We start from the raw sequence: 24,737 nt of genomic DNA on the forward strand, positions 1-24,737 counted from the left end.
TCCGGATGCATTGTTTAAGTCAATGAGTCTTTGTCTCTAAGAGACCCTCTAGGAATTTATTTCCTAAAAGTATAAAGCTGGAGCGATACATCGGGTTCGAACCGATGACCTCAACCTTGGCAAGGTTGCGCTCTACCAACTGAGCTAGTATCGCAAACTGAAAACGTCTTTCGCCGTTCAGGGCTGCGAATTATAAGAGCATTTTTTTGTGATGCAAGTCCTTAATGCAAAAATCAGCAAGTTTTTACTCAACTGCTGTAAAAGCACACATATTTGCAAAAAAAATAGCTCTTATGTCCCTGAAAAGTTAGATAAACGTGAACATTTGATCTGATTAGATGTTAATAATTGTTTTTCGATAGTACTGCAGCTCAGCAATAGACTCTCGAATATCGTCTAATGCAAGGTGGCTTCCCGACTTAGAAAAACCATCTAACACTTCAGGCTTCCAACGGCGAGTCAGCTCTTTCAGGGTGCTAACATCAACATAGCGGTAGTGGAAGTACTCTTCCAGCTCTGGCATGTGCTTGTATAAGAATCGGCGATCTTGACCAATGCTGTTGCCACAAATTGGTGACTTACCTTTTGGTACCCATTTTTCCAGAAATTCAATCGTTTGTTGAATGGCATCTTGTTCTGAAACTGTACTGTCTTGAATTCGTTTCACTAGGCCACTGCCGGTGTGAGTCGTTGTGCACCACTCGTCCATCTTGTCCAATTCACTCTGAGGTTGGTGAATAGCCAAAACAGGTCCTTCAGCCAGGATATTAAGCTCACTATCAGTAACGATAGTAGCAATTTCAATGATTTTATGAGTTTCAGGATCAAGTCCTGTCATCTCGAGATCAACCCAAATAAGGTTCTGATCGCTAAAGGACATAAGGCGTCGCCTATTTGTTTATGTATAAAAGAGGTACTATACCCAAATAACTATACTCAAACTAGCTTTAGAGCCATCGAAATCATATGGCAGTAGCAACATCCTGTTTGAGTTCCCAATCATCAAGTTAGATGTGTTAAGTGAAAAATTGTGGCTAAAAAAAAGAAGTTAACCAAAGGTCAGGTACGTCGCGTACGTAGCAACCAGAACAAGCGACTCAAGAAAGAAGATTCTATCCAATGGGACGAGAACATGCTTGGCGGAACAAAAAGCGGACTCGTGATTACGCGCTTTGGTCAACATGCCGATATCGAAGATCTTGAAACCAACGAAGTTCACCGTTGTAACTTACGCCGTAGTATTGAGACTTTAGTTTCTGGTGACCGAGTAACTTGGCGTGCAGGCTTAGAATCCATGGCTGGCATCTCAGGTGTTGTCGAAGCCGTTGAGCCAAGAACGTCAATGCTAACTCGCCCTGACTACTATGACGGCCTCAAACCGGTTGCCGCAAACGTAGACCAAATGGTTATCGTTTCAGCTGTACTACCAGAGCTATCACTTAATATCATCGACCGCTACTTGATCGCCTCTGAAACGGTGAATATCGCCCCTTTAGTTGTACTCAATAAAGTTGACTTGCTGACAGAACAACAAATTAGCGAATACCGCGAAACACTGAAGATATACGAGAAAATCGGCTATAAAGTCATGTTCGTGAGTAAAGAGTCGGGTTACGGCATCAAAGAGTTGGAAGCTGAACTGAAAGATCGTATCAACATTTTCGTTGGTCAATCTGGTGTAGGTAAATCCAGCGTAGTGAATGCACTGATGCCAACATTGGACATTGAAGAAGGCGCAGTTTCTGAAAACTCAGGACTGGGTCAACACACCACCACAGCAGCGCGTTTGTATCACTTCCCTTCTGGTGGTGATCTTATCGATTCCCCAGGGGTACGTGAATTCGGCTTATGGCATTTAGAACCCGATGAAGTCACAGATGCTTTCATTGAATTCAAGCCATACCTAGGTGGCTGTAAGTTCCGCGACTGTAAACACAATGACGACCCAGGATGTCTTCTACGTGAAGCCGTTGAAGACGGAAAAATTAGCCGCTTACGTTTTGCTAGCTACCATCGCATTATTGAAACAATGGCTGACAACAAAGATAACCGTCAGTACTCACGAAGCAAGAAAGCCGATCTCTAATCGCGTTTTTGTGAACAAATGTGTGCATTTACTGACAATTGGCGCGAACTTAAGTAACATCTCGCGCCCTAAACCGTCATCGACAGATTTAATTGAAAAACAATTAGCATTGGAAAATTAATACAATGGATAAGATTAAAGTTGGATTGCAGTACTGGATCCCACAACATGGCCTGACTCGTTTAGTTGGTAAACTGGCGTCTGCTAAAGCGGGTGGTTTAACGACAGCGATCATTAACTGGTTCATCAAGCAATACAAAGTGAACATGGATGAAGCTCTGCATAGCGATCCAAAACACTTTAAGACATTCAATGAATTCTTCGTACGTGAATTGAAAGAAGGCATGCGCCCTATCGCAGAAGGTGACTCTGTGATTGTTCACCCTGCTGATGCACGTGTAAGTCAGTTTGGCCCAATTACTGATGGTCAACTGATTCAAGCTAAAAACCATAACTACTCAGCACGTGAGTTGCTTGGTGGTGATGCAGACCTAGCCGATGAGTTTAAAGACGGTGAATTCGCAACGCTTTACTTGTCGCCAAGTGATTATCACCGTGTGCACATGCCATGCGACGGCACACTGCGTCAGATGATCTACGTTCCCGGAGACCTGTTCTCAGTTAACCCGTTAACGGCAGAGAACGTTCCAAACCTATTCGCACGTAACGAGCGTGTGGTTTGTATCTTTGATACTGAGTTTGGCCCAATGGCACAAGTGCTGGTTGGTGCAACTATCGTAGGTAGCATCGAGCAAGTATGGGCTGGCACCATCACGCCACCTCGCGGTAACTCGGTTTACAAGTGGGATTACCCAGCACAAGGTGATAAATCTATTGTCTTGAAGAAAGGCGAAGAGATGGGTCGCTTCAAGCTTGGTTCAACGGTTATCAACCTGTTTGCTAAAGATGCAATCAAGTTTGACGACACTATGCAGAATGGTGAGAAAACCGTTCTAGGCACTCCTTTCGCGCACATTGCGGGTAAAGACGTTGAGACTGAAGCTGTTGATTCAGCAGAGAACACTGACCAAGCTTAACGATCTGAGTTAACTCATTTAGTTTTAAAGGCGCGTTACTTTTTCTATATCAGAGAAGAACGCGCCTTTTTCTGAACTCTACCAATTTGTTTCCTACTCAAGCTCTAACAACCCAAGCTTTCAAACCTCAATCCTCAACCCCTGCCCAGCCACCTGCTGCTTCTCACTCTTGCCTCTAATTGCCCAGATAAAATATTGACCAAAAGCAAAACAACTGTCGAAACCTTAAACAACTTTTCGATTTTACAACCCGTCTCCAAGTACCAACAATCCAGATAACTTACTCTATTTGAAGATATTTTATTCATGGGGTCTTTGTACATGCCTAAACTCAATATTGGCGTTCTGGTCAAGCTGTTGATTTGTTTTGCGATTCCCTTAGGCGTGTTATTCATGCCAATAGATTCCATACCTATCGATGACCTCACGCTGATTCAACACCGCTTGTTGGCGATATTCTTACTAGCAGCTCTACTGTGGGTGCTTGAACCCGTTCCAGTATTCGCCACGTCAATTCTGATCATTGCGCTTGAACTGGTGATGATTTCCGACAAGGGTTTACATCTATTTAGAAACCCACCAGCAGGACACGATCTCGGTGAATTAATCAAATATACCGACATCTTCGGTGCATTTTCGTCACCAATCATCATCCTTTTCATGGGTGGCTTTGCTCTTGCGATATCCGCATCCAAATACGAACTCGACAACAATTTAGCTCGTGTGCTGCTCAAACCATTTGGCACAGAACCACGCTTTATTATGCTGGGTTTAATGCTTATCACCGCCGTGTTCTCAATGTTCATGTCAAATACCGCAACAACGGTAATGATGCTCGCATTGCTAGGTCCTATCGTAGCCTCTGCACCAAAAGGCGACATGGGGATTAAAGCGCTCGTGTTGTGTATTCCAATCGCCGCCAATACCGGTGGCATCGCAACACCCATAGGTACACCACCCAATGCGATCGCACTGCAATACCTAACTGGCGAAAACAGTATCGACTTCCTTAGCTGGATGATGATGGGCTTACCCTTTGTGATCATCCAACTGACCATCGCTTGGTTCCTTCTGCAGAAATTTTTCCCGTCCAAGGAAAGAAACATGGTGCTCAAGCTTGATGGTCAATTTAGAAAAAGCTGGCGTGCGATTGTGGTTTACGTCACCTTCGCTGCCACTATCCTATTGTGGATGACCACCAAACTGCACGGCATGAACACTTATGTGGTGTCTATCATTCCACTGGCTGTCTTTACTCTCACCGGCATCATGGGCAAAGAAGAGCTTAAGCTGATTAACTGGGATGTGTTGTGGTTAGTCGCGGGTGGTATTGCGATTGGTATAGGACTAGATAAAACAGGCTTAGCCGTGGCACTCGCACACGCGATTGATTATGAGTTGCTCTCACCAACGGCGGTAGTGCTAACGTTATCCATCGTATGTTGGTTAATGGCGAACTTCATGTCAAACACCGCAACGGCCAACTTACTGATGCCGATAGCCGCTGCGATTGGTGCATCAATGGAAAGCTTGGTTGCGATAGGAGGCCTTCAAGGCTTGTTGGTTGTGGTCGCTTTCTCTGCATCGCTAGGTATGATTTTACCCGTATCGACACCACCAAACTCGTTGGCCTACTCGACCGGGCTTATCGAAAGTAAAGACATGGCGAAGATGGGTATCATCTTAGGTATTGTCGGCTTGTTGATGGTCTACCTCGCACTGTTTATCATCACTTAGCACGTTAGCTTATTATCACCTAGCACGTTAACTTTTCACTACAACCCTCCAGATAGCAATCATGATTTCGCTATCTGGAGGGTTTATCAGTTTTTAATCGATAGATAATTGTGATTCTACTTCACGGTTTATTAAAAATAACGACAAGTTATTTTAAATTTTTGATTTTAAACACATTTACCAACATCAAGACAACGACACTATACACGCATCAGAGACACACCAATTCACCATCAAGTACGTAATTAGGTTTTTGTCTAATAGAGAGGAATAGACCTTGAGACATACTATTAAGTTTAAAATTCAGATCGCGATTGCGGTCATTATCGCCGTCGTAAGTGGCGCTCAAGCCTGGATATCAGTTAATCAGCTGACTCAAGAAACCGAGGTCGCGATTAACCAAGAAATGAAAAATGTCAGTGTTGGCACCACCAATTACATTGCCGATTGGCTCTCAATCCGCAGTGATATGATGCTTGCCAATGAATCGACTATTTCAAGTAGTAGCAACTCTGATCGCGAGTTATTGATCACCAAGCAAGCCGGACAATTCTTGTCTGTTTATGCAGGATTCAGCGATGGCACGATCGCCTATGGCGACAAAGGTGAAGATTGGCCAGCAGGTTATGACCCGCGCACTCGCCCTTGGTATAAAGACGCCAACGCAACATCAGACCTCATCATTACCGAACCTTATCAAGACTTTGACGGCAGCATTGTCATCAGTTTTGCGAAAGCATTCAATGGCGATAGACAAGGTGTTCTCGCGGCCGATCTAACCGTAACTAGCATTATTGATACCGTGCTCAATGTAAAACTGGATAACGATGGCTTTGCGTTTTTAGTCGACGGCAATAACAACATTGTGGCCTACAGTGATGAAGAACTGAGTCAAAAACCACTGACCAGTTTGAATCCAGAACTCACAACCAACAAGGTGTCACAACTGCTCCAAGACCAGATGATCACCACTCTCACTTGGCCGGGTCAAGGCGATAAGCTGGTCTATATTGCCAATGTCCCGAACACCGATTGGTCGTTAGGTATCGTTATCGATAAAGACATGGCGTTTTCTGCAGTATCCGATGCCATTCAATTCATCACGCTGACCTCTTTGATTTTGTACATCATCATTTCAATTGCGAGCACAATGGTGATCAACCGCCTACTTTCTCCATTACAAACCTTGTCAGAAGCGCTGACTCAGCTCGCTCAAGGCAGAGGCGATCTCACTCAGCGCATTGATATCACACGTATGGATGAGATTGGTAAACTTGCCGAGCTTGTGAACCAGTTCTTAAGCCAGATGCAAAGCATGTTGAAGGGCGTGATAGAGCACAGCCACGATCTCAACAATCATGCAGAGAAAGCCAATCAACTGGCGACCCAATCTTCGATTAGCGTTGAGAATCAACAAAACGATATCAACCAAATTGCGACCGCGATTCATGAGATGTCCGCCACCGCAGCCGAAGTGGCTAGCCATGCCGAATTAACGGCATCCGCTTCTCAAGCATCGGCCACCGCTTGTAACGAAGGCCAAGAAGTTATCCAACAAAACCGTGATGCGATTACTGGCCTGGCGACTCAAGTTGAAGATGCCGCCAATGTGATTCGTGAATTAGAGAGCAATGCTCAAAGCATCAACCAGATCCTATCCACCATTCAAGGCATTGCCGAACAGACCAACCTGTTGGCATTGAATGCCGCGATTGAAGCCGCTCGAGCGGGTGAACAAGGTCGTGGGTTTGCGGTTGTGGCCGATGAAGTGCGCGTGCTCAGCCAAAGAACGCATGGCTCGACCGAAGAAATCCGCGTGATGATTGATACGCTGCAGAAGAATACCGAACATGCCGTTGAAAGCATGACCACCAGCACTCAACTGGCAGAGAACAGTGTTGGCTTCGCAGAACAAGCCCATGGCAGCCTGACTAAAATCACGCAAGCGATCACTGAAATCAACGATATGGCGCTGCAAATAGCGAGTGCTGCAGAAGAGCAACGCGCGGTCAGCGAGGACATCAGCCGCAATACGCAAGGAATCAAAGACGCATCCGACGATCTTGCCCAGCAAGCGGAAAGCAGTCGCAATAGCTCAAATGAAATGAGCAGCGCTGCTGAGTCGATGCGCCAAGACGTGGAGCGCTTTAAGGTATAGCGCTTTAAAGTATAGCGCTTTGAGATATAGCGCGCCTCAAGAAAAATAAGTGAACCACACCAGCAGGTGACAGCTGACATATACTAATAACTGAAACAAAGTCGTTCTTTCATAAGAATCACTTTGTTCTCAGTTCGGTTTGATGCATATTGATGAGCTAATTTATCCCAGACACAAGGATGTTATTCAGATGGGATTCGAATGGTTAGCTCTAGCTGCCGCTTTTCTTTGGGCGATTGCGAGCCTAATGTCAGTAAAGCCTGCTCAACACTTAGGTTCTTTCGCCTATAGCCGCTGGCGAATGGGTTGTACCGCGATCATCTTATCAAGCATGGCTTGGTTTACTGGCGGTTGGTCAAGTGTCGAAGCTGACTTAGTCACGCCGATGATGCTGTCGGGTCTAATTGGTATCTTCATTGGTGATACGGCCCTATTTGCCTGTTTGAACCGAATGGGACCGCGCCAAGCGGGTTTGCTGTTCTCTTGTCACGCCGTGTTCTCGGCGATTCTTGGTTACTTCCTGTTTAGCGAAAGCATGACTTCGGTGGAGCTGATTGGCTCGGCGTTGGTGTTTAGTGGCGTGTTAACCGCGATCTTCTTTGGTCGTCGTGGACAAGCGAACAACCAACTCGAAACCATTAAGGGCACGGTGTGGATTGGTGTTGCGTTGGGAATCACCGCCGCGATCTGCCAAGCATTGGGCGGCATTATTGCCAAACCCGTGATGCAAACTAGCATTGACCCAATAGCCGCCTCTGCCATTCGAATGATCACCGCCTTTGTGGCTCACTCACTGTTTCGTTTAACGGGCGCCAAACTTTCACGCTCACTTAACCCAATGAATAAGCAGATATTCGCGATTACCGCGGTTAACGGCTTTTTGGCAATGGCGGTGGGAATGACGCTGATCTTGTACGCGTTGCAGGAAGGCAATGTTGGCATGGTCGCTCTGTTATCTTCAACCACGCCCATCATGTTGTTACCGATACTTTGGCTGTATACCAAGCAGAGACCAAATGCCTACGCTTGGATAGGTGCCATTGTTGCCGTAGTGGGTACTGGTATTCTGGTTAGCTAGTGGCACCGGAATTCTGGTCAAATAGTGGGTACAGGTATTTTGGTCGGCTAATGAAGCGGATTGAAAGCTGAGAGTTAATGGTTAACCGTTAATAGCTAAGGACTACTAACTCTCAGTAAAAACAAAAGCAAAAAGCTAAGAGCGTGGGAAAGGAAAAGCCGTCACATCATCGATGTGGTCGTAGCCGAGTGCCAGCATGATCAGACGATCGATACCTAGAGCAACACCGGCACAGTCTGGTAAGCCCGCTTTTAATGCCTCAATCAAGTGATGGTCAATCGGTTGAGGCGATAAGCCCATCTCAATACGTTTGGCATTATCATCTTCAAAGCGCTGAAGTTGTTCTTGTGGTTTATCGAGTTCATGGAAGCCGTTTGCCAATTCAATCCCTTTGAAGTACGCCTCAAAGCGATCCGCCACTCGTGGATCATTCGGGTTAATCTTGGCTAGTGCAGCTTGTGAAGCCGGGAAGTCATAAACAAACGCAGGCACTTGTTGCCCTATCTTAGCTTCAACCCCAATACTAAACAGCAGCTGCAGCAAGGTATCGCGGTCTTCTTCTGGATCTGCAATGTCGCTGAGCCCTAGTTTCGCTGCAGCTTGCTTTAGCGTATCCATCGAATCTTCCAGTGGACACACACCTAACACATCAATAAAGGCTTGTTGATAAGTCATTCGCTGTGCTGAGCCCGACTTTAAGACCTGCTGTAACAGCAAATCCATTTCATCCATCAAGTCATGATGATCAAAACCAACGCGATACCACTCCAACATAGTGAACTCAGGGTTGTGATAACGGCCATTTTCTTCGTTACGAAAAGACTTACAAATTTGGTAGATACAGCCACTGCCCGCCGCTAACAGTCGTTTCATATGAAACTCTGGGCTTGTCATAAAGAACAGTGGCTGGCCGTGCGCATAACCCGGCCCTACGAATTCAGTTTTGAACGTATGCAAATGCACATCCGTCACCGTGGCGTGACTCATCGCAGGCGTATCCACTTCCATCACGTTTCGCTCTGTAAAGAACTGGCGAATTTGATTAAGGATATCAGCACGTTGCTTTAACTGCTTAATGGTTGCGGCGGGTTGCCATGTAGAGTGCATTATTAAGTTCCATATCACTGAATTCTAGGCGACGAAAATTACCACCTTTCGTCTCTTTTGTAAGCTTCTATCTGTCTATTGATGAAAGCAAAATGTTGTTTTAATGAAGCCAGAAAATTACGTTCTACAATACAATTATCAATGCAGCTTTCACATCAACATTGATAACGAAAATCATACTCAACAAGCCGTTAACACCCGTCCTGTGGGTTAATCGTTATCAACAATTCATTGCCGTGATTGCAGTCACATAACCTATAATTTCTATGCCTCCATATGCATTACCGACCTAAAAACCCAAATGCATCAATTTTTGAAATGCCTTCCTCTCTTACACTGAACCTACCACTTAAGGCTTAGGGGTGCTAAATGGTTCCTACGATTTAGAACCTCCTAAATAAGCTTTTTATAATAACAAGCGGAATACTCCGCATCACACTGGAGAATAACTGTGAAGACAATTACCACAGATATCGCAGTCATCGGCGCAGGCGGCGCTGGTCTTCGTACAGCTATCGCTGCGGCTGAAGCTAATCCTGAATTGGAAGTAGCACTGATTTCTAAAGTTTACCCAATGCGTTCGCACACGGTAGCAGCAGAAGGCGGTTCAGCAGCAGTAATTAAAGACGAAGATAGCCTAGATAACCACTTCAACGATACTGTTGGCGGTGGCGACTGGCTATGTGAACAGGATGTTGTTGAATACTTTGTTGAAAACTCGACTCGCGAAATGATCCAAATGGAACAATGGGGCTGCCCATGGAGTCGTAAAGAAAACGGTGAAGTAAACGTACGCCGATTCGGCGGTATGAAAGTAGAGAGAACGTGGTTCGCAGCGGATAAAACCGGCTTCCACATGCTTCATACTCTGTTCCAGACTTCGATGAAGTACGACACAATCAAACGATTTGATGAGTACTTTGTGGTGGATTTGATCGTTGAAGATGGCGAAGTACAAGGCCTTATCGCGATTCATATGTCTGAAGGTGAGCTTGTTACGATTAAAGCGAAATCTGTTGTTCTAGCAACGGGTGGCGCAGGTCGTGTTTACCACTGCAATACTAACGGCGGCATCGTAACGGGCGACGGTATGGCAATGGCTTATCGCCACGGTGTACCACTGCGTGATATGGAGTTCGTTCAATACCACCCAACAGGCCTACCGGGCACTGGCATCTTGATGACCGAAGGTTGTCGTGGTGAAGGCGGTATCATCGTCAACAAGAACGGCTACCGTTACCTACAAGATTACGGCATGGGCCCTGAAACTCCAGTGGGCGAGCCGAAAAACAAATACATGGAACTGGGTCCTCGTGACAAAGTTTCTCAAGCATTCTGGCACGAGCAGCAGAAAGGCAACACCATCAAGCACCCGCTTGGTGATGTCGTACACCTTGACCTTCGCCACCTGGGTGAAGAGTACCTGCAAGAGCGTCTTCCGTTCATCTGTGAGCTTGCAAAAGCGTACGTAAACGTAGACCCAGCAAAAGAGCCAATCCCAATTCGCCCTACCGTTCACTACACCATGGGTGGTATTGAAACTAACGGTACGTGTGAAACTCGCATTAAAGGCCTATTCGCCGTTGGTGAATGTGCTTCAGTTGGCCTACACGGTGCAAACCGCCTAGGGTCTAACTCTCTGGCTGAGTTCGTCGTATTTGGCCGCGTAGCCGGTGAGCAAGCCGTGAAACGTGCCGCTGAATTCAAAGGCTGGAACGAAGAAGCTATCACTAAACAAATTAAAGCGGTTGAAGATCGCATCGCAGGCATCTTGGCTCAAGAAGGCGATGAGAACTGGGCTGATATCCGTACTGAAATGGGTCACACCATGGAAGCGGGTTGTGGTATCTACCGTCAAGAAGACTTGATGCAAGAAACCATCGACAAAATCACTGAACTGAAAGCGCGCTACAAGAAGATCAGCATTAAAGACAAAGGCAAAGTGTTCAACACTGACCTACTTTACGCTATCGAAGTGGGTTACGGCCTTGAAGTTGCAGAAGCAATGGTTCACTCAGCGATCCTTCGTAAAGAGTCTCGCGGTGCACACCAACGTCTAGACGACAACTGCACAGAACGTGATGACGTGAACTTCCTGAAACACTCTCTCTCTTTCTACAACGAAGATGCAGCACCAACCATCGACTACAGCGGCGTTAAGATTACTAAATCTCAACCTAAAGCTCGTCTATACGGTGAAGCAGCCGAGAAAGCCGCTGCTGCTGAAAAAGCAGCAGAAGAGAATGCTAAGAAGAGCGAAGAGGAGCAAGCATAATGTCAGCGAATCGAATCCAAAAAATTGAAATCCTGCGTTATGACCCTGAGCACGATGCAGAACCTCACTTTCAAACCTTTGAAGTTCCGTTTGATGAAACCATGTCAGTACTTGATGCGATCGGTTACATCAAAGACAACCTAGATAAAGACCTGTCTTACCGTTGGTCTTGTCGTATGGCGATTTGTGGTTCTTGCGGCATCATGGTTGATGGCGTGCCAAAACTGGCATGTAAAAGCTTCTTACGTGACTACCCGAATGGCTTCAAGATTGAGCCTTTGGCTAACTTCCCAATCGAGAAAGATTTGATTGTCGACATGACGCCGTTCATCGAGCGCCTTGAAGCAATAAAGCCATACATCATTGGTAACGATCGCAAGCCAGAAGACGGCACTAACATCCAAACTCCAGAGCAAATGGCGAAGTACAAACAGTTCGCTGGCTGCATCAACTGTGGTTTGTGTTACGCAGCGTGTCCTCAGTTTGGTCTAAACCCTGAGTTCATCGGCCCTGCGGCACTTGCTCTTGCTCACCGCTACAACCTAGATAGCCGTGACAATGGTAAAGCTGAGCGCATGAAGCTTATCAATGGCGACAATGGTGCTTGGGGCTGTACGTTTGTAGGTTACTGTTCTGACGTTTGTCCGAAGAAAGTAGACCCAGCAGCGGCAGTAAACCAAGGCAAAGTTGAGTCTTCAATGGACTTCGTTATCTCGATGTTCAAGCCTGATGGATCGCAAGTAAAAACAGCAGAGGAGGCACAATATGAGCAATCGTAAGCCTTATGTTCGCGAGATGAAGAGAACGTGGTGGAGCAACCATCCGTTCTACCGCTTCTACATGCTACGTGAAGCGACTGTACTGCCTTTGATTCTATTTACTCTGTTCCTAACCTTCGGTTTGGGTTCGCTAGTGAAAGGCCCTGAAGCGTGGCAAGGTTGGTTGAGCTTTATGGCTAACCCTATCGTTGTTGGTATCAACATCGTGGCACTGCTTGGCAGCTTACTGCACGCTCAGACCTTCTTCAGCATGATGCCTCAAGTAATGCCAATCCGTCTTAAAGGCAAATTGGTAGATAAAAGAATCATCGTACTGACCCAGTGGGCAGCGGTGGCATTTATTTCTTTAATCGTTCTGATGGTGGTGTAAGGAGCTTCGTTATGAACACAAATTACAATGTTAACCACAATCCGAAACGCTCTGATGAACCAATCTGGTGGGGGCTATTCGGCGCTGGCGGTACTTGGTTCGCGATGATTACACCAATCACGATTCTAGTGCTGGGTATCTTGGTGCCAATGGGCATTATCGATGCGGATGCAATGAGCTACGAGCGTGTCTCTGAGTTTGCCACCAGCATTATCGGTGCGCTATTCATTATCGGTACGCTAGCACTGCCAATGTGGCACGCAATGCACCGTCTTCACCACGGCATGCACGACCTTAAGTTCCACGTCGGCGTTGCAGGTAAAGTGGGTTGCTACTTCGTTGCAGGCCTAATCAGCGCGCTATCTGTTATCTTCATTTTTATGATTTAACAGTTAAGAGCAGGTTCGAGATTCGGGTAACTGAGATTCGAAGAGTTTAAGAACGAAAGTACTAAAAGCAGAACAGGATTATCTTGTTCTGCTTTTTTGTTGCTTGTCGAATCTCGTTTACTCGTACCTGCTCTTTCTCAAACGTCAGATACAAAAAAGGCCGCTCATAAGCGACCTTTTCTATTTCACTGAGCCACCTTAAACAAGATGGACACAATCAAATTACTTCACACGACCAACGTATTCGCCAGTACGAGTATCAACTTTAACAACTTCACCGATAGCGATGAATAAAGGAACACGAACTACCGCGCCTGTTGCTAGAGTTGCAGGTTTACCACCCGTACCCTGTGTATCGCCTTTCAGGCCAGGATCGGTTTCAGTTACTTCGATCTCAACAAAGTTTGGCGGAGTAACAGTGATAGGGTTATCATTCCACAACGTTAGAGTACAAACGTCATTTTCAACTAACCATTTTGCTGAATCAGCGACTGCTTTTACGTCTGCTGCGATTTGCTCAAATGTTTCGTTGTTCATGAAGTGGTAGAATTCGCCATCGTTGTATAGGTAGCCTAGTTCAACGTCAACAACATCTGCAAGCTCGAAGCTTTCGCCTGACTTGAATGTTTTCTCTAACACTTTGCCTGACAGCAGTTTACGAAGTTTTACACGGTTAAACGCTTGGCCTTTACCTGGCTTAACGTATTCATTGTCGATAATTGCGCAAGGCTCGTTATCTAACATGAATTTTAAACCGCCTTTGAATTCATTGGTGCTTACTGACGCCATGATTTTCTCTTCCACATCTTTGAGTTAATTTCAATGCCGCATATCATAACCCGAAAAGTCGAATCTGTTGAGCAAAACTGGCTCAAACAACTATCGAATGCGATCTCTGACCCGACAAAACTGCTTGAAGCATTGGAAATAGACCCAACACCGTGGCAAAAAGGATTCGCAGCACGTGAGCTGTTTTCACTTCGAGTTCCTCTTAGCTTTGTGGAGCGAATGGAAAAAGGCAACCCACACGACCCATTACTGCGTCAGGTATTACCTTTAACCGAAGAGTTCGAAGTACACCAAGGCTATTCTGCTGACCCCTTAGAAGAGCAAGAAAACGCGATTCCGGGACTACTACACAAATACAAAAGCCGCGCGCTAATGATCGTGAAAGGTGGCTGCGCGATTAACTGTCGTTACTGCTTCCGTCGTCATTTCCCTTATCAAGATAACAAAGGATCGAAGTCTGTTTGGCAGACCAGCCTCGATTATGTGGCTCAACATCCCGAGATCAACGAGGTGATCTTATCTGGCGGCGACCCTCTGATGGCAAAGGACAGCGAACTAGATTGGCTGATCAATGCCATCGAACAAATTCCGCATGTGACAACCGTTCGTATCCATAGCCGTTTACCGGTTGTAATCCCTGCACGCGTGACGGATGAACTATGCCAAACATTGGCTAATACTCGTCTCAACGTGGTGATGGTCAGCCATATTAATCATGCCAATGAAATCAACTTAGAACTCAAACAAGCCTTCCATAAATTGAAACTAAGTGGTGCAACTCTGCTCAATCAAGGTGTGATGCTAAAAGGCGTGAATGACAGCGCTAACTCATTGAAAGAATTGAGTGATAAGCTATTCGACGCCGGTGTTTTACCTTACTACATGCATGTACTTGATAAAGTTCAGGGCGCTGCTCATTTCTATATCTCCGATGAAGAAGCGAAACATCACTTTAAGGGATTAATATCTGAGGTTTCTGGCTATCTAGTACCTAAGTTAACCCGTGAAATTGGCGGACGCAGCAGCAAGACGCCACTCGATCTGCATATTGAATAGCGAGCGAGCTTCAAAAAGCGACTAAGCTTATCTGTAACGATAACACGTTGCTAAATGCACCTTCACGACAAAAATTTTTTGTTCGATCGTCCGGTCTATTATTAGCATACTCGGCTCTATTCTAAATTCTTAGGAGGGGTGATATGTCACAATTTATAGAACAAGCTCTCAACCTTGCCCCCTTTAGCTGGGCAGGACTCGCAGCATGCATGTTGTGTGGTTCTTTGATCGGAATCGAAAGGCAAACACGCGGTAAACCCGTCGGAATACGGACATCGATCCTTATCATTAGCGGTACTTACTTCTTCCTCACCATGGCGATTAGCCTATCCCCCAACACACTCGATCAAGCTCGTGTACTTGGTCAGATAATTACGGGGGTTGGATTCCTTGGTGCTGGGGTAATGATGACATTGGATGGAAAGATTCATGGCGTCACCTCAGCCGCGATTATCTGGGTACTCGCTGCATTAGGTATGATGATCGCACTTGGCCACCTTTCACAGTCGGTTATTATCACGCTAATGGCGCTAGTGATTCTGCTTGGTGTCGACAAAGTAGAAAACAGCTTCCAGAGCTTACGCCGTGGTGTTCATCAGAAGTGGATGAGAAAAGTCCGCGTGAAGAAGTAACACCTCGTCGGAAGACATTTGGCCTTAGCTGCATTTTGTTCTTAGCTACTGTTTCATCTTAAGGGTCTTTTTCCTTAAATAAAAAAGAGCCTAGCAAACGACTAGGCTCTAAACTGCAGTTCACAGATTAATGTACGTGAATAGACACTTGATTCTTACCTGCGGCCTTCGCCTTATAAAGCTGCTCATCTGATGAACGAATACTCTGGTTTTCCCACAAGTGTCCAATGCTGTCGAACTTGTACAGAGAGTAAAGCGCCGCTCCCCCGGAGACTGATATATTAATCTTGTCACCGGTCGCGCATCGATAACTTTGTAAACTAATGTCATTTTGAATTCGTTCAAAGATCGATGAAAGTAATTCGGATGATTCGCCCGTAATCGCGACAACAAACTCTTCACCACCAAATCTCGCCACGATATCTTTCTGCCTAACGCTGTTCAGCATTAACTGAGCAACATGGCAAATCACCTCATCTCCCACCTTATGACCATACTGGTCATTCACCACTTTGAAATCATCGATATCAAATACGCCAACACCAATAATTGGCTCCTCATTTTGGTTCAGCAACCGAGCTTCAAAACCACGCCGATTATATAAACCAGTCAATGGGTCGAGCATCGCTAAATTCTTCAATCGCTTGTGCTTTTGCTTGGTATAAAACCGCCACAACCATAGTGCTGAGATAAAGTACAAAGCTAACAAAATCAGTAATTGAACCCTCTCCAGTTCCAGCAAATGTAAGAAGTGCTCACTCTTTCCTTCTTCAATAGTCAGGTATAACTCAGTATTGACTCCATCGACATACAAAGGCCGTGAATAGGTAAAGTCCAACAGCCCATATTTGTTTACTCCTCTTGCGCTCGTCACCTTGTATCCATGTACGGGATTCGAGACGAGATTAGAGACGTAACCATCAACACCGAGTACTCCTTTAAACTCACCATCAACATAGATACCCTTGGTTAAGGTCACTACCTTCTTCCCTGTTAGGTAGTCATCGTATTGGCCGGTATACACCACTTGATCTTGACCCTGAGCTAAGCCAAAACGAATCGTATTAACCCAATAAGGGCGACTATTGACGACTGAATCAAAGGTGTCACCTTTAATGTAACGGGCGAAATCGGAAGGCGACGATATAATAAATTTATCTTTGGAGATAAAGTAAATCGCAGAGATGGTATCAATGGTATTCGCAAAGTAAGCCATGGTGGGTGCGATAAACATGCGCCTACCTGCTTCTAAATGAAGCTCCGACTTTAGATCGCACATCTCACTTGGGCCAGAGAACATAAAATCAAATCGAGGTGCAGCTTGCTCTTCACTAATGAAGTAACACGTATCACCTTCGACCTTTTGCTCATGTGAGAATACGTAGGTATCCCCATGCAGCGGATAAAGTGCGGTAATATTATATTCAAGCGCATTAATAATCTGTGTAAGCTCCGCTAAAGAGCGTGTCACGCCTTGGTTTTCAATTCCATACTGCTTTTCTGACTCTTCCGCTGAATCAACAAGTAACAAGCTAAAAACCACTAAAAAGCTGACGGTCAGACTTAAGAAAGCCTTTTTAAAATCGACGGTATGGGGATTAATCAAAGCATATAAGTCATCATTGAAAATTTAGCGCACATTGTACCCACAAGTGAGAACATCGCAACAAGAGTATAAAACAACATGCTTACAGTAACGTTTAAGGAGTGAGATAGCAGATGTAGAATAACGCCCAAACATAGAAGTAAAGGCGTTGATAGGTTCAATCATGGATAGCTTTAAGCCTTGGCAAGAACGTCGCTCACCAATATTAAAACCAGCGCAGCTACCGTCTTACTTAGCGAAATTCACAATTGGGAAGCACGGGAAAAAACCATTGTCAGCACAGTTGATCAGACCAATCTGTACTCCTTCAATTTTGTTGGTTTTGTTGAAGATACCAACCTGAACCGTAGACACCTCTGAAAGGTTCGCAGCGCCAACATCCACCATAGTGTTACCTTCGGAGTAGTTTACGAAACTCACGTTCGCGCCTTTTACATCATTAGTAATGTTAACAGCACCTAGGTTAACACCTGTTGTTTTACCTGTGTTCCAGTTAAAGAAACCTAGTGAAGCACCTGTCATTTCTTGGTTTACTTTTGATGCACCAAAAATACCAAGATTCACACCTGTCGTGGTTTGCGTCTCAGACATACCAACAACCGCAAGGTCGACACCTTTAAGGTCATTGACTTGCCCGTGAAGCAGAGCCAGACGTACACCGCCAACCGCATCTGAATCCGGAGCGTTGAAACCATTGATCGTTGAAAACATAACAGGCGAAGAAGCAAATGCTGCCGGTGCCATTACCGCTGCAGATACAGCAAGTACTGAAAGTAATTTTTTCATTGGGGAGTCTCCACTGACTTATTGTTGACTTGATTAATCTATATTTAATCAAGTATTTATTGTCCTTCACTCAACAGCTATCCATGTTAAATCAATGTCATAACTGTACCATTGAATATAAGACCCAAAATCATAAAGAGCAATATTGAGCAGAGGATATCATGAGAGGCAAGAGTAACCATCGGCAGTCAGGTTTCTATAACTAGACGATAAAGATTCCCTATCACGCTCGAGCCTCGCTGTCGGAGTGACGATTTCAAAGCATAAAAAAACGGAGACCGAAGTCTCCGTTTTCTAAAGCTTATGTATGACTTTCTCTGTTACGAGAAAGGGGGATAATTACATCATGCCGCCCAGGATTAGCTAAGCCTTTGTTTAAATAGAAAATTAAAACAAGACACAACAACTGTACCCCTCATTATACCCTAGAGTCTCTATAGACAGGTGCTAAACAACTAAAGTAATTTAATTCTAAGCTTAGTTATGCACATAAGATCAACACTCTCTCTTAATCACAACTTTAAACTCATTTTTATCTCTATTATCAATAAATTCAATATTGGGCCAATTTTTTATCGCCCTTTGAACACCGCTGCCAATACCACGATATGGAAGCACATATCTCGCAAATGAAGCAATGATTGGATTTCGACTGTTAGAATTACCATTAACAATATTATCAATAGTGAGGTTATTTGGTAGATGCCCAGGACTAATGATTTCTATACGATCTAAAAACACAAATAATTTCACTGGAGCTTTGGTGAAGTAGTCCCTATGGATCAATGCATTAGCAATTAACTCTTCAAACACAATTTTAGGTATTTCAGGTTCCCCTACAGAATTAAAACCTTGCCCAGCTTGCACATGACGGATATTGGTAAGTATAAAACTCATACATTCTTGATAAGTAACACCTAATTTGCCATGAATATCTCTACTATCATTGTACTCTTCGTCTGTGATATCCGTACCAGGGAAAGCGACTGCTTTTACAATGAATGCTGGTAATTTGAATTGAGGCTGCCGTGCCAACAACAACGTACCACATAGATTTAAATTATCTTCTTGCATCAAGTTCATCGACCCTAGCAGCTCGCTATGACTTCTTGATTGAGAAGACAAATCTTCACCAACAACATTTTGGAAAAAGTCTGAAAAATAGTCCATATCGATATCATCAATAGATGTGTTTTGAACTTTAAGTTCATCTGCATGGACGAGTGTTGCAGCTTGAAACATTCGTTGCATCTCTTCAATGGCTGTCACCGCTCGTTTATCGGAACCATTTTTCACCCAAATACGCCCATCGTTATCCGCACATGGACGAATACCCTTATCTATAGAAACAACGATTACCATACCATCAGGGTGCTCAACATTTTCTGTTATAAGGTTTATCGCAGGTTTAACATTATTTGTTGCCGCATCAGCTATTAGACGATTACTACTTTCCAAATCATCTACAGTTAGTCCATTTACGCTCTGATCATCAGCAACACCAACAATTAACTTACCGCCTTCTGTGTTACTAAATGCAATCAATTCTTTAGCTATATCTTTGGATCGAGATACTCGTTCTTTGAATTGATGCTTACTGTCTTCGCCTCGAGCAATCAACCCTATAAGTTCTATGACTTCCATACTTCATACACCTGCTTACGTTTATCAAAGGCTTCTTGACCACCTTCCATTATTGACACAATCTGTTGCTGAACTTGTTTATTATCAATACCACCTGAAAATAGTTCTGTCTTTTGAGCGTCATAACGACAGCAAACAACTTGCTCTGCATCCCCAAGTACCGGAATATTTGCATTATGAGTAGCAAAAATAAATTGCGTAGATGGCTTAAGTTTTGTGAGCATCTTAATTACATCGTCATATATTGTTTGGTTATCTAAATCATCTTCTGGTTGATCAATTATCACTACATCGTTATCTTGCTGACTTAGTACAAAAAGCATTAATGCAGAAGCTCTTTGACCAAGTGAATGCTGCTTTAAAGCTTTACCATGATATTCAATCACATATTGATTAGGGACTTGCCAAGTTAAGAGCTCTTCAATATTCTTTTGAAAGTATTCATTAAACACTTCGTAATTTGAGACCATCTTTCTTACATCATCCCATGCATTTCTCATTGAACAAAAATCACCGAACTTTTCGATAAGCCCCTGAAGAGTCGTACCACGTATACCACTCCCCCTATAAGCATCCTGCATCATATTTAACGTAGACGTTGAATTCGATTTATAGCTCGCCAATATTTTAAGTGGTGAGTCTTGTTGGTTAACACGAGCAATGCACTTTTCTATCTGATTGAACTCTTCGGTTCTTAATTGCTCAAGTTTACACAACTCATCTGTTAGATCACCTTTAAGCTGTTGATGCTTACTATCACTTAACTCCAATGCTTTTAACACCTTCCCCGCTTGATCAATCTGCGTTTTTATTTTTCTAAAATCTTCAATTTTTAGAGATTGGATTCCCTTTTCCCTAAGTTCGGCAGATAACTTACGCTCTATTTCTGCAAAAGCTTCTTTATTAGAATTTTTAGCCAACTTAAAGCTTTGAAGTTTACTCTCTAAAGGCTCGATGAGCGTTGCTGACCCTGAAGCTATTTTATCCATTAATTTAAGTTGTTCTAAAATAGGCTGATACAGCTTACGGTACTCTTCAAAAAACGGGTTATTCTCTTTTGATTCATAACTGCTTAAAAGTAGTAGTATACTTTTTTGCTCTTCAATGAAATCTTGAAGTTCCATATAGAATTTTTTTGCATTACTTGTCGCATCCACAAGTTTACGTTCATCTCGATCAAACTCTATTTGCTTCTGAAGCTTTTCTTCAATACCGTTATCTTGGTAAATTTTTAAACTGAACTCTGCGTCCTGTTTTTTCTGAAACCATTCTTGCTTTGCTTGCTTATCTGTCGAGAGCTTCTTGATTTGTTTGATCACATCAATGACAGCTTGTTTCTTTGCCAAAATTTGCTGACGAATTGGTTCCAGTGAGTCACCTACCAATTTCTCAATCAAGTCTTTTTCAAACCCTTCGCCACTGCTCGATAAATCTTTTTGGCCAAAATAAATAGGGTTGTACAACACTGTTTCACGTATTGACACCCCAGGCTGCACAACACCGTTTACCATAACGTCTGGTGCTTTATTGTTAATTCTTTTAATTTGATAAGCTTGACCATGCCGATCTCTAGCATTGATACAAATAGCTCCACCGTTATTTAATAAATGATGAACTAAATCATTTTTATAATCCTTATCCATCGACTTAACACCTAACGGGATGTTTAGTGCATACCTAATAGCTTCTAGAACCGATGACTTACCGCTACCACGGATGCCAATTAACGTATTTAATTCAGAAGAAAAGGATACCGTTTGGCCACCAAGCGAGCCTTCCCCTTCAAAGTGAATACTATCAATATGTGAATGAGCAACTTCGACTACCTGACTATTTACTCTGTACCTATGATTGATTAAAGCAAACTTAACCGCATCAAACGAAAAGTCCCCAACTTTCAAGTAGCTTATTTTTCCCTTACCAATTTGCTCAATACTCTTAGGGTCACTGCCTTCAACTTCTGCCACAAAATAGCCATTCATAACAGAAATTAGCTTATCTTTCTTATCACGAGTGGCGACTTTTTGAAAACCAAGAACACGCTTTCTAAATGCCTCACTAGCAAAAAGATCACCTATTGGTCCGGGCTTTAACGCCCCCCACAAACCATTATCTGCTTCTACATGGGCGAAAACTAAAAAATAGTCTCTTTCAAACTTGTCGAGTTCCCGAACTGTTTCTTTTAAGTCATGATTAGACCTAGCATTCTCTTGCTCAAAATTAGCTTGCCCTGCAAAGGTGACGTTTAGAAAGCTCTGAATATAGTTTTCATTTTCTTTATTGATGACCCATTCATCGGAAAAAATCACTAAAGTATGAACTCCGGCTTGCCCATCCTTGACCGATAACTCGACCCCAGGAAGTAAACCTACCCCCTTCTTGCGCGCTTTTTTACGCATTTGCTTAAATTCATCGAGTTCAAATTTATTGTGGTTACTAATTACACCAAGGCCTATACCCGCTTTTTCGAGCCCAGCAACATAACTATTGATATAATCATTCTCACTCCCCGAATACTTAAATTCTTTATCCGCACGGGTGTGCAAGTGAAAGTCAGCTCGAATCCACTCACTGCCATGACTAAATCGCGAATGTACATTGCTCATTAATAATGCTCCTCAATATAACTATACGTCTTGGCGAACAACTCTTTGCCTTTACTTAAAGCAAACTGCGCCAATTTCAGTAGCAACGCCTTCTGAATATCTCTTGACCCACTGTTCGTGGTTTGCCAGCTTTATAAAGCGTTTGGCTTTTACAATCTTCTCTACCTGCTCAACTACATCACCAATTAGCTTTGCCGTGCTCTCAAGTCACGTTTGCCAAGAACAGTTTAATTACTATTTACTCTTTTCTATCCAAGCTTCTAAATATTTTCGTTTAAAACGCCATGGGCCACCAATCTTGAAGCCCGGAAGCCTTCCTTCACTGGCGAGGCGATATGCAGTTTTATAGACACCTTCAGATAAGTAGCCACACCTTTAATTATTAGTGTTTGATCAACCATCGGGTTGTACTCTCACTAAAATCTTTTCAATACTGAGCAGAGAGAATACGGGAGAATTGAAGAATCAACAATGCTCAAAACCAAACTTTCAGCACTCCGGTTTCATATATGATTGTTTTTATTTTAGTCGAAATTACTCACCATTCAGCATCATGCCCCTCAGCCCCTGCCATCCACTCGAATCCAAATTTTTTCAAATATATTTCATCACTATGCATAACCTCATGAGTCGAAAAGGAGCCGATTATGCATAGGGATATCTTACCCACAACTTCATTCAACAGGACTGCTTTGCCTATATCTCAGGCTCTTCTGGATACATTAAACAACGTTCTAAACAAACACACAGGACTCGTAGATGATCATCACATCATCCATTTCAGCAATAAGCACTACTCCGCTGAACATGGAGGCTATCACCCTGTTGAGATTGCACTAGCGAAAGACGTTAACAACATCTATTCAATCCTTTGCATCACAGATTTTAGCTTCAATGGATACCCTTACCCGACACTTGAGCGAGATATTGAGTTCGATTTCACTCATTCCACGGTCTTCACTCGATACTCCGGTTTAAAGAGTATCAGCGCACCCAACACCCACAAGCTATACACACTTTGGGAATCCAAGTTTATTGCTAACTTAGCCAAGGGAGCCTACAACCCAATCGAACTGCGTGGCCCCTAATACATGAACGCTATTGATAACCACCACTTTACCGATCCCCCTGTTTCTAGCTATCACCATGATTTTACTATATTACTCTTTCACAGGAGCCCCCCTTTATGTCCTATGACATTGTCTATGAACAACTGGCACTGCGTATACCAAAAGAAGACGTTGTTCAGCAAGCCTGTACCTTCTTCAGAGAACGCCTCAACCACACAGACCCCCAAAGCACCAACGAACTCAAACAAGCTCTGTATGAACGTTATAGGCTTAGGTTGCGTGAAGACGTTCTACTCATGCTCCACATGCTCATTGGCTCTAGTAATCTCTTTGACACGGAGACAAACAAACGAGCACGTAGCTGGCAGTTCTGTGGTGTAAACACCTTCAACCAACTACTCGTGAAATACGGTTGTGACTGGTCAGCAGCCGCTGAATCAGGTGAAGTCAAACTCAATGGTCGCGATACCAAAGCAGAAGATTGGATACGAGCATTACGTAACACTTTGAACCTCGCTAAAGACTATGGAGTGATGCCGTATTGCCACACCCTAGAGGTATGGCTTAAAGCGCCATTAGATAAATCCAAACAAACCCAACTAGGTGAGTTAAAAACGCAGCTAAGTGATTTAGAGGTAACTTGGAAAGAACGGCAACGATTTGATGACGATGGTTTTGATGTCGCAATCAAACCCAAATCTGCTTTTGAGATGTGGCTATTTCAGCAGCTCATCAATAGCTACCAAGGCAAGTGCTGGATAAATAGCTCAGAGCCGCCCTATCACGCTGTAAATAAACACTCCATCTAATACTCTTAGCCCCGTTAACACCACAGCTTAACAATCCAAAAACACGTTTACCCACCACTCTAGAGGCCACCTTGTTATCAAGGTGGTCTTTTTTATTTATTCGTAGAAAGGAACCCACTATGCAAACAACACAACAAGATAGCCCAAACAGCTCACCCATAGACCAACATGATTCTTTACTCACATCAGAGGCAAAAAAAATTAAACCGATCACGGTACTTGTCCAATGGTCTGAGTCTCGCGAGTTCACTGAAGAGACACTCTATGACTTTAATGAATTCGAAAAGAAAGCTCTGGAGGTTGCTAAACGCAATCCATTAGGCGGGTACGATAAGACAAAAGTAACCGTGACCTTCGATAATGAACATCAGCACGAATGTCGCTTAGATTTAGGGTGTGGTGGTAATGACCAAGGCTTTGCTGAGCATTGCTTAAGCATGGCTCGTTATTACCGCCAGCATAAAGGGGATGTCGATAAACCTTGGCTTTATGACAAACACCACCAGCAGTTAATCGAACTCATTAACACTTATGAGTTGGACCACTCATTCGTAGACCTAGGGCGTATGCAGGTTAAACAGGTCGAGGAGCAAGCCAAAGCCGAAGAAGCTGCAAAAGAAGAAGCCAAACAACAGAAGCGGGAAAGAGCGTGGCGTAAACACCAGCAAGCGGAGGAGGCGTTTCAAGAAACCTTAGAAGTACCACAATGATCTGCTCCAGTCA

Annotated in this window: 21 protein-coding genes, 1 tRNA gene and 2 pseudogenes; 14 read left to right on the plus strand and 10 right to left on the minus strand. The window is 43.9% G+C overall.

Features of this window, described 5'->3' with window-relative positions; genetic code table 11:
* Positions 1 to 78: 78 nt before the first annotated feature.
* Positions 79 to 154: transfer RNA gene (locus AB4589_RS13475), tRNA-Gly, on the minus strand.
* 180 nt (positions 155 to 334) lie between these two features.
* Positions 335 to 880 (minus strand): oligoribonuclease, encoded by a 546-nt coding sequence (gene orn / locus AB4589_RS13480; RefSeq protein WP_012603103.1) that lies wholly within the window; start codon positions 878 to 880, stop codon positions 335 to 337.
* 150 nt (positions 881 to 1,030) lie between these two features.
* Between orn and rsgA the strand changes: the two genes are divergently transcribed.
* The 5 genes from rsgA (at position 1,031) to AB4589_RS13505 (ending at position 8,096) form a co-directional block, all read left to right on the plus strand.
* Entirely contained in the window at positions 1,031 to 2,086 is a 1,056-nt protein-coding gene (gene rsgA, locus AB4589_RS13485) for a small ribosomal subunit biogenesis GTPase RsgA (RefSeq protein ID WP_012603102.1), read from the plus strand.
* A 125-nt stretch (positions 2,087 to 2,211) separates the two neighbouring features.
* On the plus strand, positions 2,212 to 3,123 hold the full coding sequence (gene asd / locus AB4589_RS13490; RefSeq protein ID WP_017097249.1) for an archaetidylserine decarboxylase: 912 nt from the start codon (positions 2,212 to 2,214) through the stop codon (positions 3,121 to 3,123).
* 321 nt (positions 3,124 to 3,444) lie between these two features.
* Positions 3,445 to 4,860: a DASS family sodium-coupled anion symporter gene (locus AB4589_RS13495; RefSeq protein ID WP_372100787.1), complete on the plus strand. Its 1,416-nt coding sequence runs from the start codon at positions 3,445 to 3,447 to the stop codon at positions 4,858 to 4,860.
* A 277-nt stretch (positions 4,861 to 5,137) separates the two neighbouring features.
* Complete coding sequence (locus tag AB4589_RS13500) at positions 5,138 to 7,018, plus strand: methyl-accepting chemotaxis protein (RefSeq protein WP_108196722.1); 1,881 nt, start codon at positions 5,138 to 5,140, stop codon at positions 7,016 to 7,018.
* 190 nt (positions 7,019 to 7,208) lie between these two features.
* Positions 7,209 to 8,096, plus strand: coding sequence for a DMT family transporter (locus tag AB4589_RS13505; RefSeq protein WP_054542850.1), 888 nt, complete (start codon positions 7,209 to 7,211; stop codon positions 8,094 to 8,096).
* A gap of 135 nt (positions 8,097 to 8,231) precedes the next feature.
* Here the strand turns inward: AB4589_RS13505 and epmA are convergent, their stop codons facing one another.
* Positions 8,232 to 9,203, minus strand: coding sequence for an elongation factor P--(R)-beta-lysine ligase (gene epmA / locus AB4589_RS13510; protein ID WP_372100791.1), 972 nt, complete (start codon positions 9,201 to 9,203; stop codon positions 8,232 to 8,234).
* 451 nt (positions 9,204 to 9,654) lie between these two features.
* On the opposite strand from epmA, the gene frdA reads away from it, so the two are divergent.
* From frdA to frdD, 4 genes are read left to right on the plus strand one after another with little or no spacing between them, the layout of a single operon-like run.
* Positions 9,655 to 11,478 (plus strand): fumarate reductase (quinol) flavoprotein subunit, encoded by a 1,824-nt coding sequence (gene frdA / locus AB4589_RS13515; protein ID WP_004733344.1) that lies wholly within the window; start codon positions 9,655 to 9,657, stop codon positions 11,476 to 11,478.
* Entirely contained in the window at positions 11,478 to 12,257 is a 780-nt protein-coding gene (locus AB4589_RS13520) for a succinate dehydrogenase/fumarate reductase iron-sulfur subunit (protein WP_372100794.1), read from the plus strand. Before frdA ends, AB4589_RS13520 begins: the two co-directional genes overlap by 1 nt.
* The gene (gene frdC, locus AB4589_RS13525; protein ID WP_017108667.1) at positions 12,244 to 12,627 is read left to right on the plus strand and encodes a fumarate reductase subunit FrdC; all 384 of its coding nucleotides are present in this window, start codon (positions 12,244 to 12,246) and stop codon (positions 12,625 to 12,627) included. The genes AB4589_RS13520 and frdC overlap by 14 nt, the downstream gene beginning before the upstream one ends.
* An 11-nt stretch (positions 12,628 to 12,638) precedes the next feature.
* On the plus strand, positions 12,639 to 13,016 hold the full coding sequence (frdD, locus tag AB4589_RS13530) for a fumarate reductase subunit FrdD (RefSeq protein WP_009847918.1): 378 nt from the start codon (positions 12,639 to 12,641) through the stop codon (positions 13,014 to 13,016).
* 222 nt (positions 13,017 to 13,238) lie between these two features.
* Here frdD and efp read toward each other — a convergent pair whose 3' ends face one another.
* Positions 13,239 to 13,805 carry an elongation factor P gene (gene efp, locus AB4589_RS13535; protein ID WP_009847919.1) on the minus strand — a complete coding sequence of 189 codons (567 nt, stop codon included), beginning with the start codon at positions 13,803 to 13,805 and terminating at the stop codon, positions 13,239 to 13,241.
* Between the two features lie 33 nt (positions 13,806 to 13,838).
* Between efp and epmB the strand changes: the two genes are divergently transcribed.
* Positions 13,839 to 14,861 (plus strand): EF-P beta-lysylation protein EpmB, encoded by a 1,023-nt coding sequence (gene epmB, locus AB4589_RS13540; RefSeq protein WP_371710589.1) that lies wholly within the window; start codon positions 13,839 to 13,841, stop codon positions 14,859 to 14,861.
* Positions 14,862 to 15,004: 143 nt separating this feature from the next.
* The gene (locus AB4589_RS13545) at positions 15,005 to 15,493 is read left to right on the plus strand and encodes an MgtC/SapB family protein (protein ID WP_009847921.1); all 489 of its coding nucleotides are present in this window, start codon (positions 15,005 to 15,007) and stop codon (positions 15,491 to 15,493) included.
* 127 nt (positions 15,494 to 15,620) lie between these two features.
* Here the strand turns inward: AB4589_RS13545 and AB4589_RS13550 are convergent, their stop codons facing one another.
* The 6 genes and pseudogenes from AB4589_RS13550 to AB4589_RS13575 all read right to left on the minus strand — a co-directional run bounded on the left by AB4589_RS13550 (position 15,621) and on the right by AB4589_RS13575 (position 22,536).
* The gene (locus AB4589_RS13550) at positions 15,621 to 17,054 is read right to left on the minus strand and encodes a diguanylate cyclase (RefSeq protein WP_372100801.1); all 1,434 of its coding nucleotides are present in this window, start codon (positions 17,052 to 17,054) and stop codon (positions 15,621 to 15,623) included.
* 273 nt (positions 17,055 to 17,327) lie between these two features.
* The gene (locus AB4589_RS13555; protein ID WP_009847923.1) at positions 17,328 to 17,885 is read right to left on the minus strand and encodes a VC2662 family protein; all 558 of its coding nucleotides are present in this window, start codon (positions 17,883 to 17,885) and stop codon (positions 17,328 to 17,330) included.
* A 495-nt stretch (positions 17,886 to 18,380) separates the two neighbouring features.
* On the minus strand, positions 18,381 to 19,529 hold the full coding sequence (locus AB4589_RS13560) for an RNA-binding domain-containing protein (protein WP_371710590.1): 1,149 nt from the start codon (positions 19,527 to 19,529) through the stop codon (positions 18,381 to 18,383).
* Positions 19,517 to 22,135: a TrlF family AAA-like ATPase gene (locus AB4589_RS13565; RefSeq protein ID WP_371997420.1), complete on the minus strand. Its 2,619-nt coding sequence runs from the start codon at positions 22,133 to 22,135 to the stop codon at positions 19,517 to 19,519. Before AB4589_RS13565 ends, AB4589_RS13560 begins: the two co-directional genes overlap by 13 nt.
* Positions 22,135 to 22,339: pseudogene (locus tag AB4589_RS13570) on the minus strand (hypothetical protein); the annotation flags it as partial. The pseudogene AB4589_RS13570 and the gene AB4589_RS13565, both read right to left, overlap by 1 nt.
* A gap of 30 nt (positions 22,340 to 22,369) precedes the next feature.
* Positions 22,370 to 22,536 (minus strand): annotated as a pseudogene (locus AB4589_RS13575) (helix-turn-helix domain-containing protein).
* Between the two features lie 246 nt (positions 22,537 to 22,782).
* On the opposite strand from AB4589_RS13575, the gene AB4589_RS13580 reads away from it, so the two are divergent.
* From AB4589_RS13580 to AB4589_RS13590, 3 genes are all read left to right on the plus strand, one after another.
* On the plus strand, positions 22,783 to 23,223 hold the full coding sequence (locus tag AB4589_RS13580) for a DUF2787 family protein (RefSeq protein WP_065680360.1): 441 nt from the start codon (positions 22,783 to 22,785) through the stop codon (positions 23,221 to 23,223).
* 98 nt (positions 23,224 to 23,321) lie between these two features.
* Complete coding sequence (locus AB4589_RS13585; protein WP_372100797.1) at positions 23,322 to 24,014, plus strand: hypothetical protein; 693 nt, start codon at positions 23,322 to 23,324, stop codon at positions 24,012 to 24,014.
* A gap of 119 nt (positions 24,015 to 24,133) precedes the next feature.
* Entirely contained in the window at positions 24,134 to 24,724 is a 591-nt protein-coding gene (locus AB4589_RS13590; RefSeq protein WP_372100799.1) for an LPD25 domain-containing protein, read from the plus strand.
* The last annotated feature ends 13 nt before the right edge of the window (positions 24,725 to 24,737 follow it).

The sequence above is a fragment of the Vibrio sp. 10N.222.49.A3 genome (assembly GCF_041475145.1).
GTDB lineage: Bacteria > Pseudomonadota > Gammaproteobacteria > Enterobacterales > Vibrionaceae > Vibrio > Vibrio tasmaniensis_A.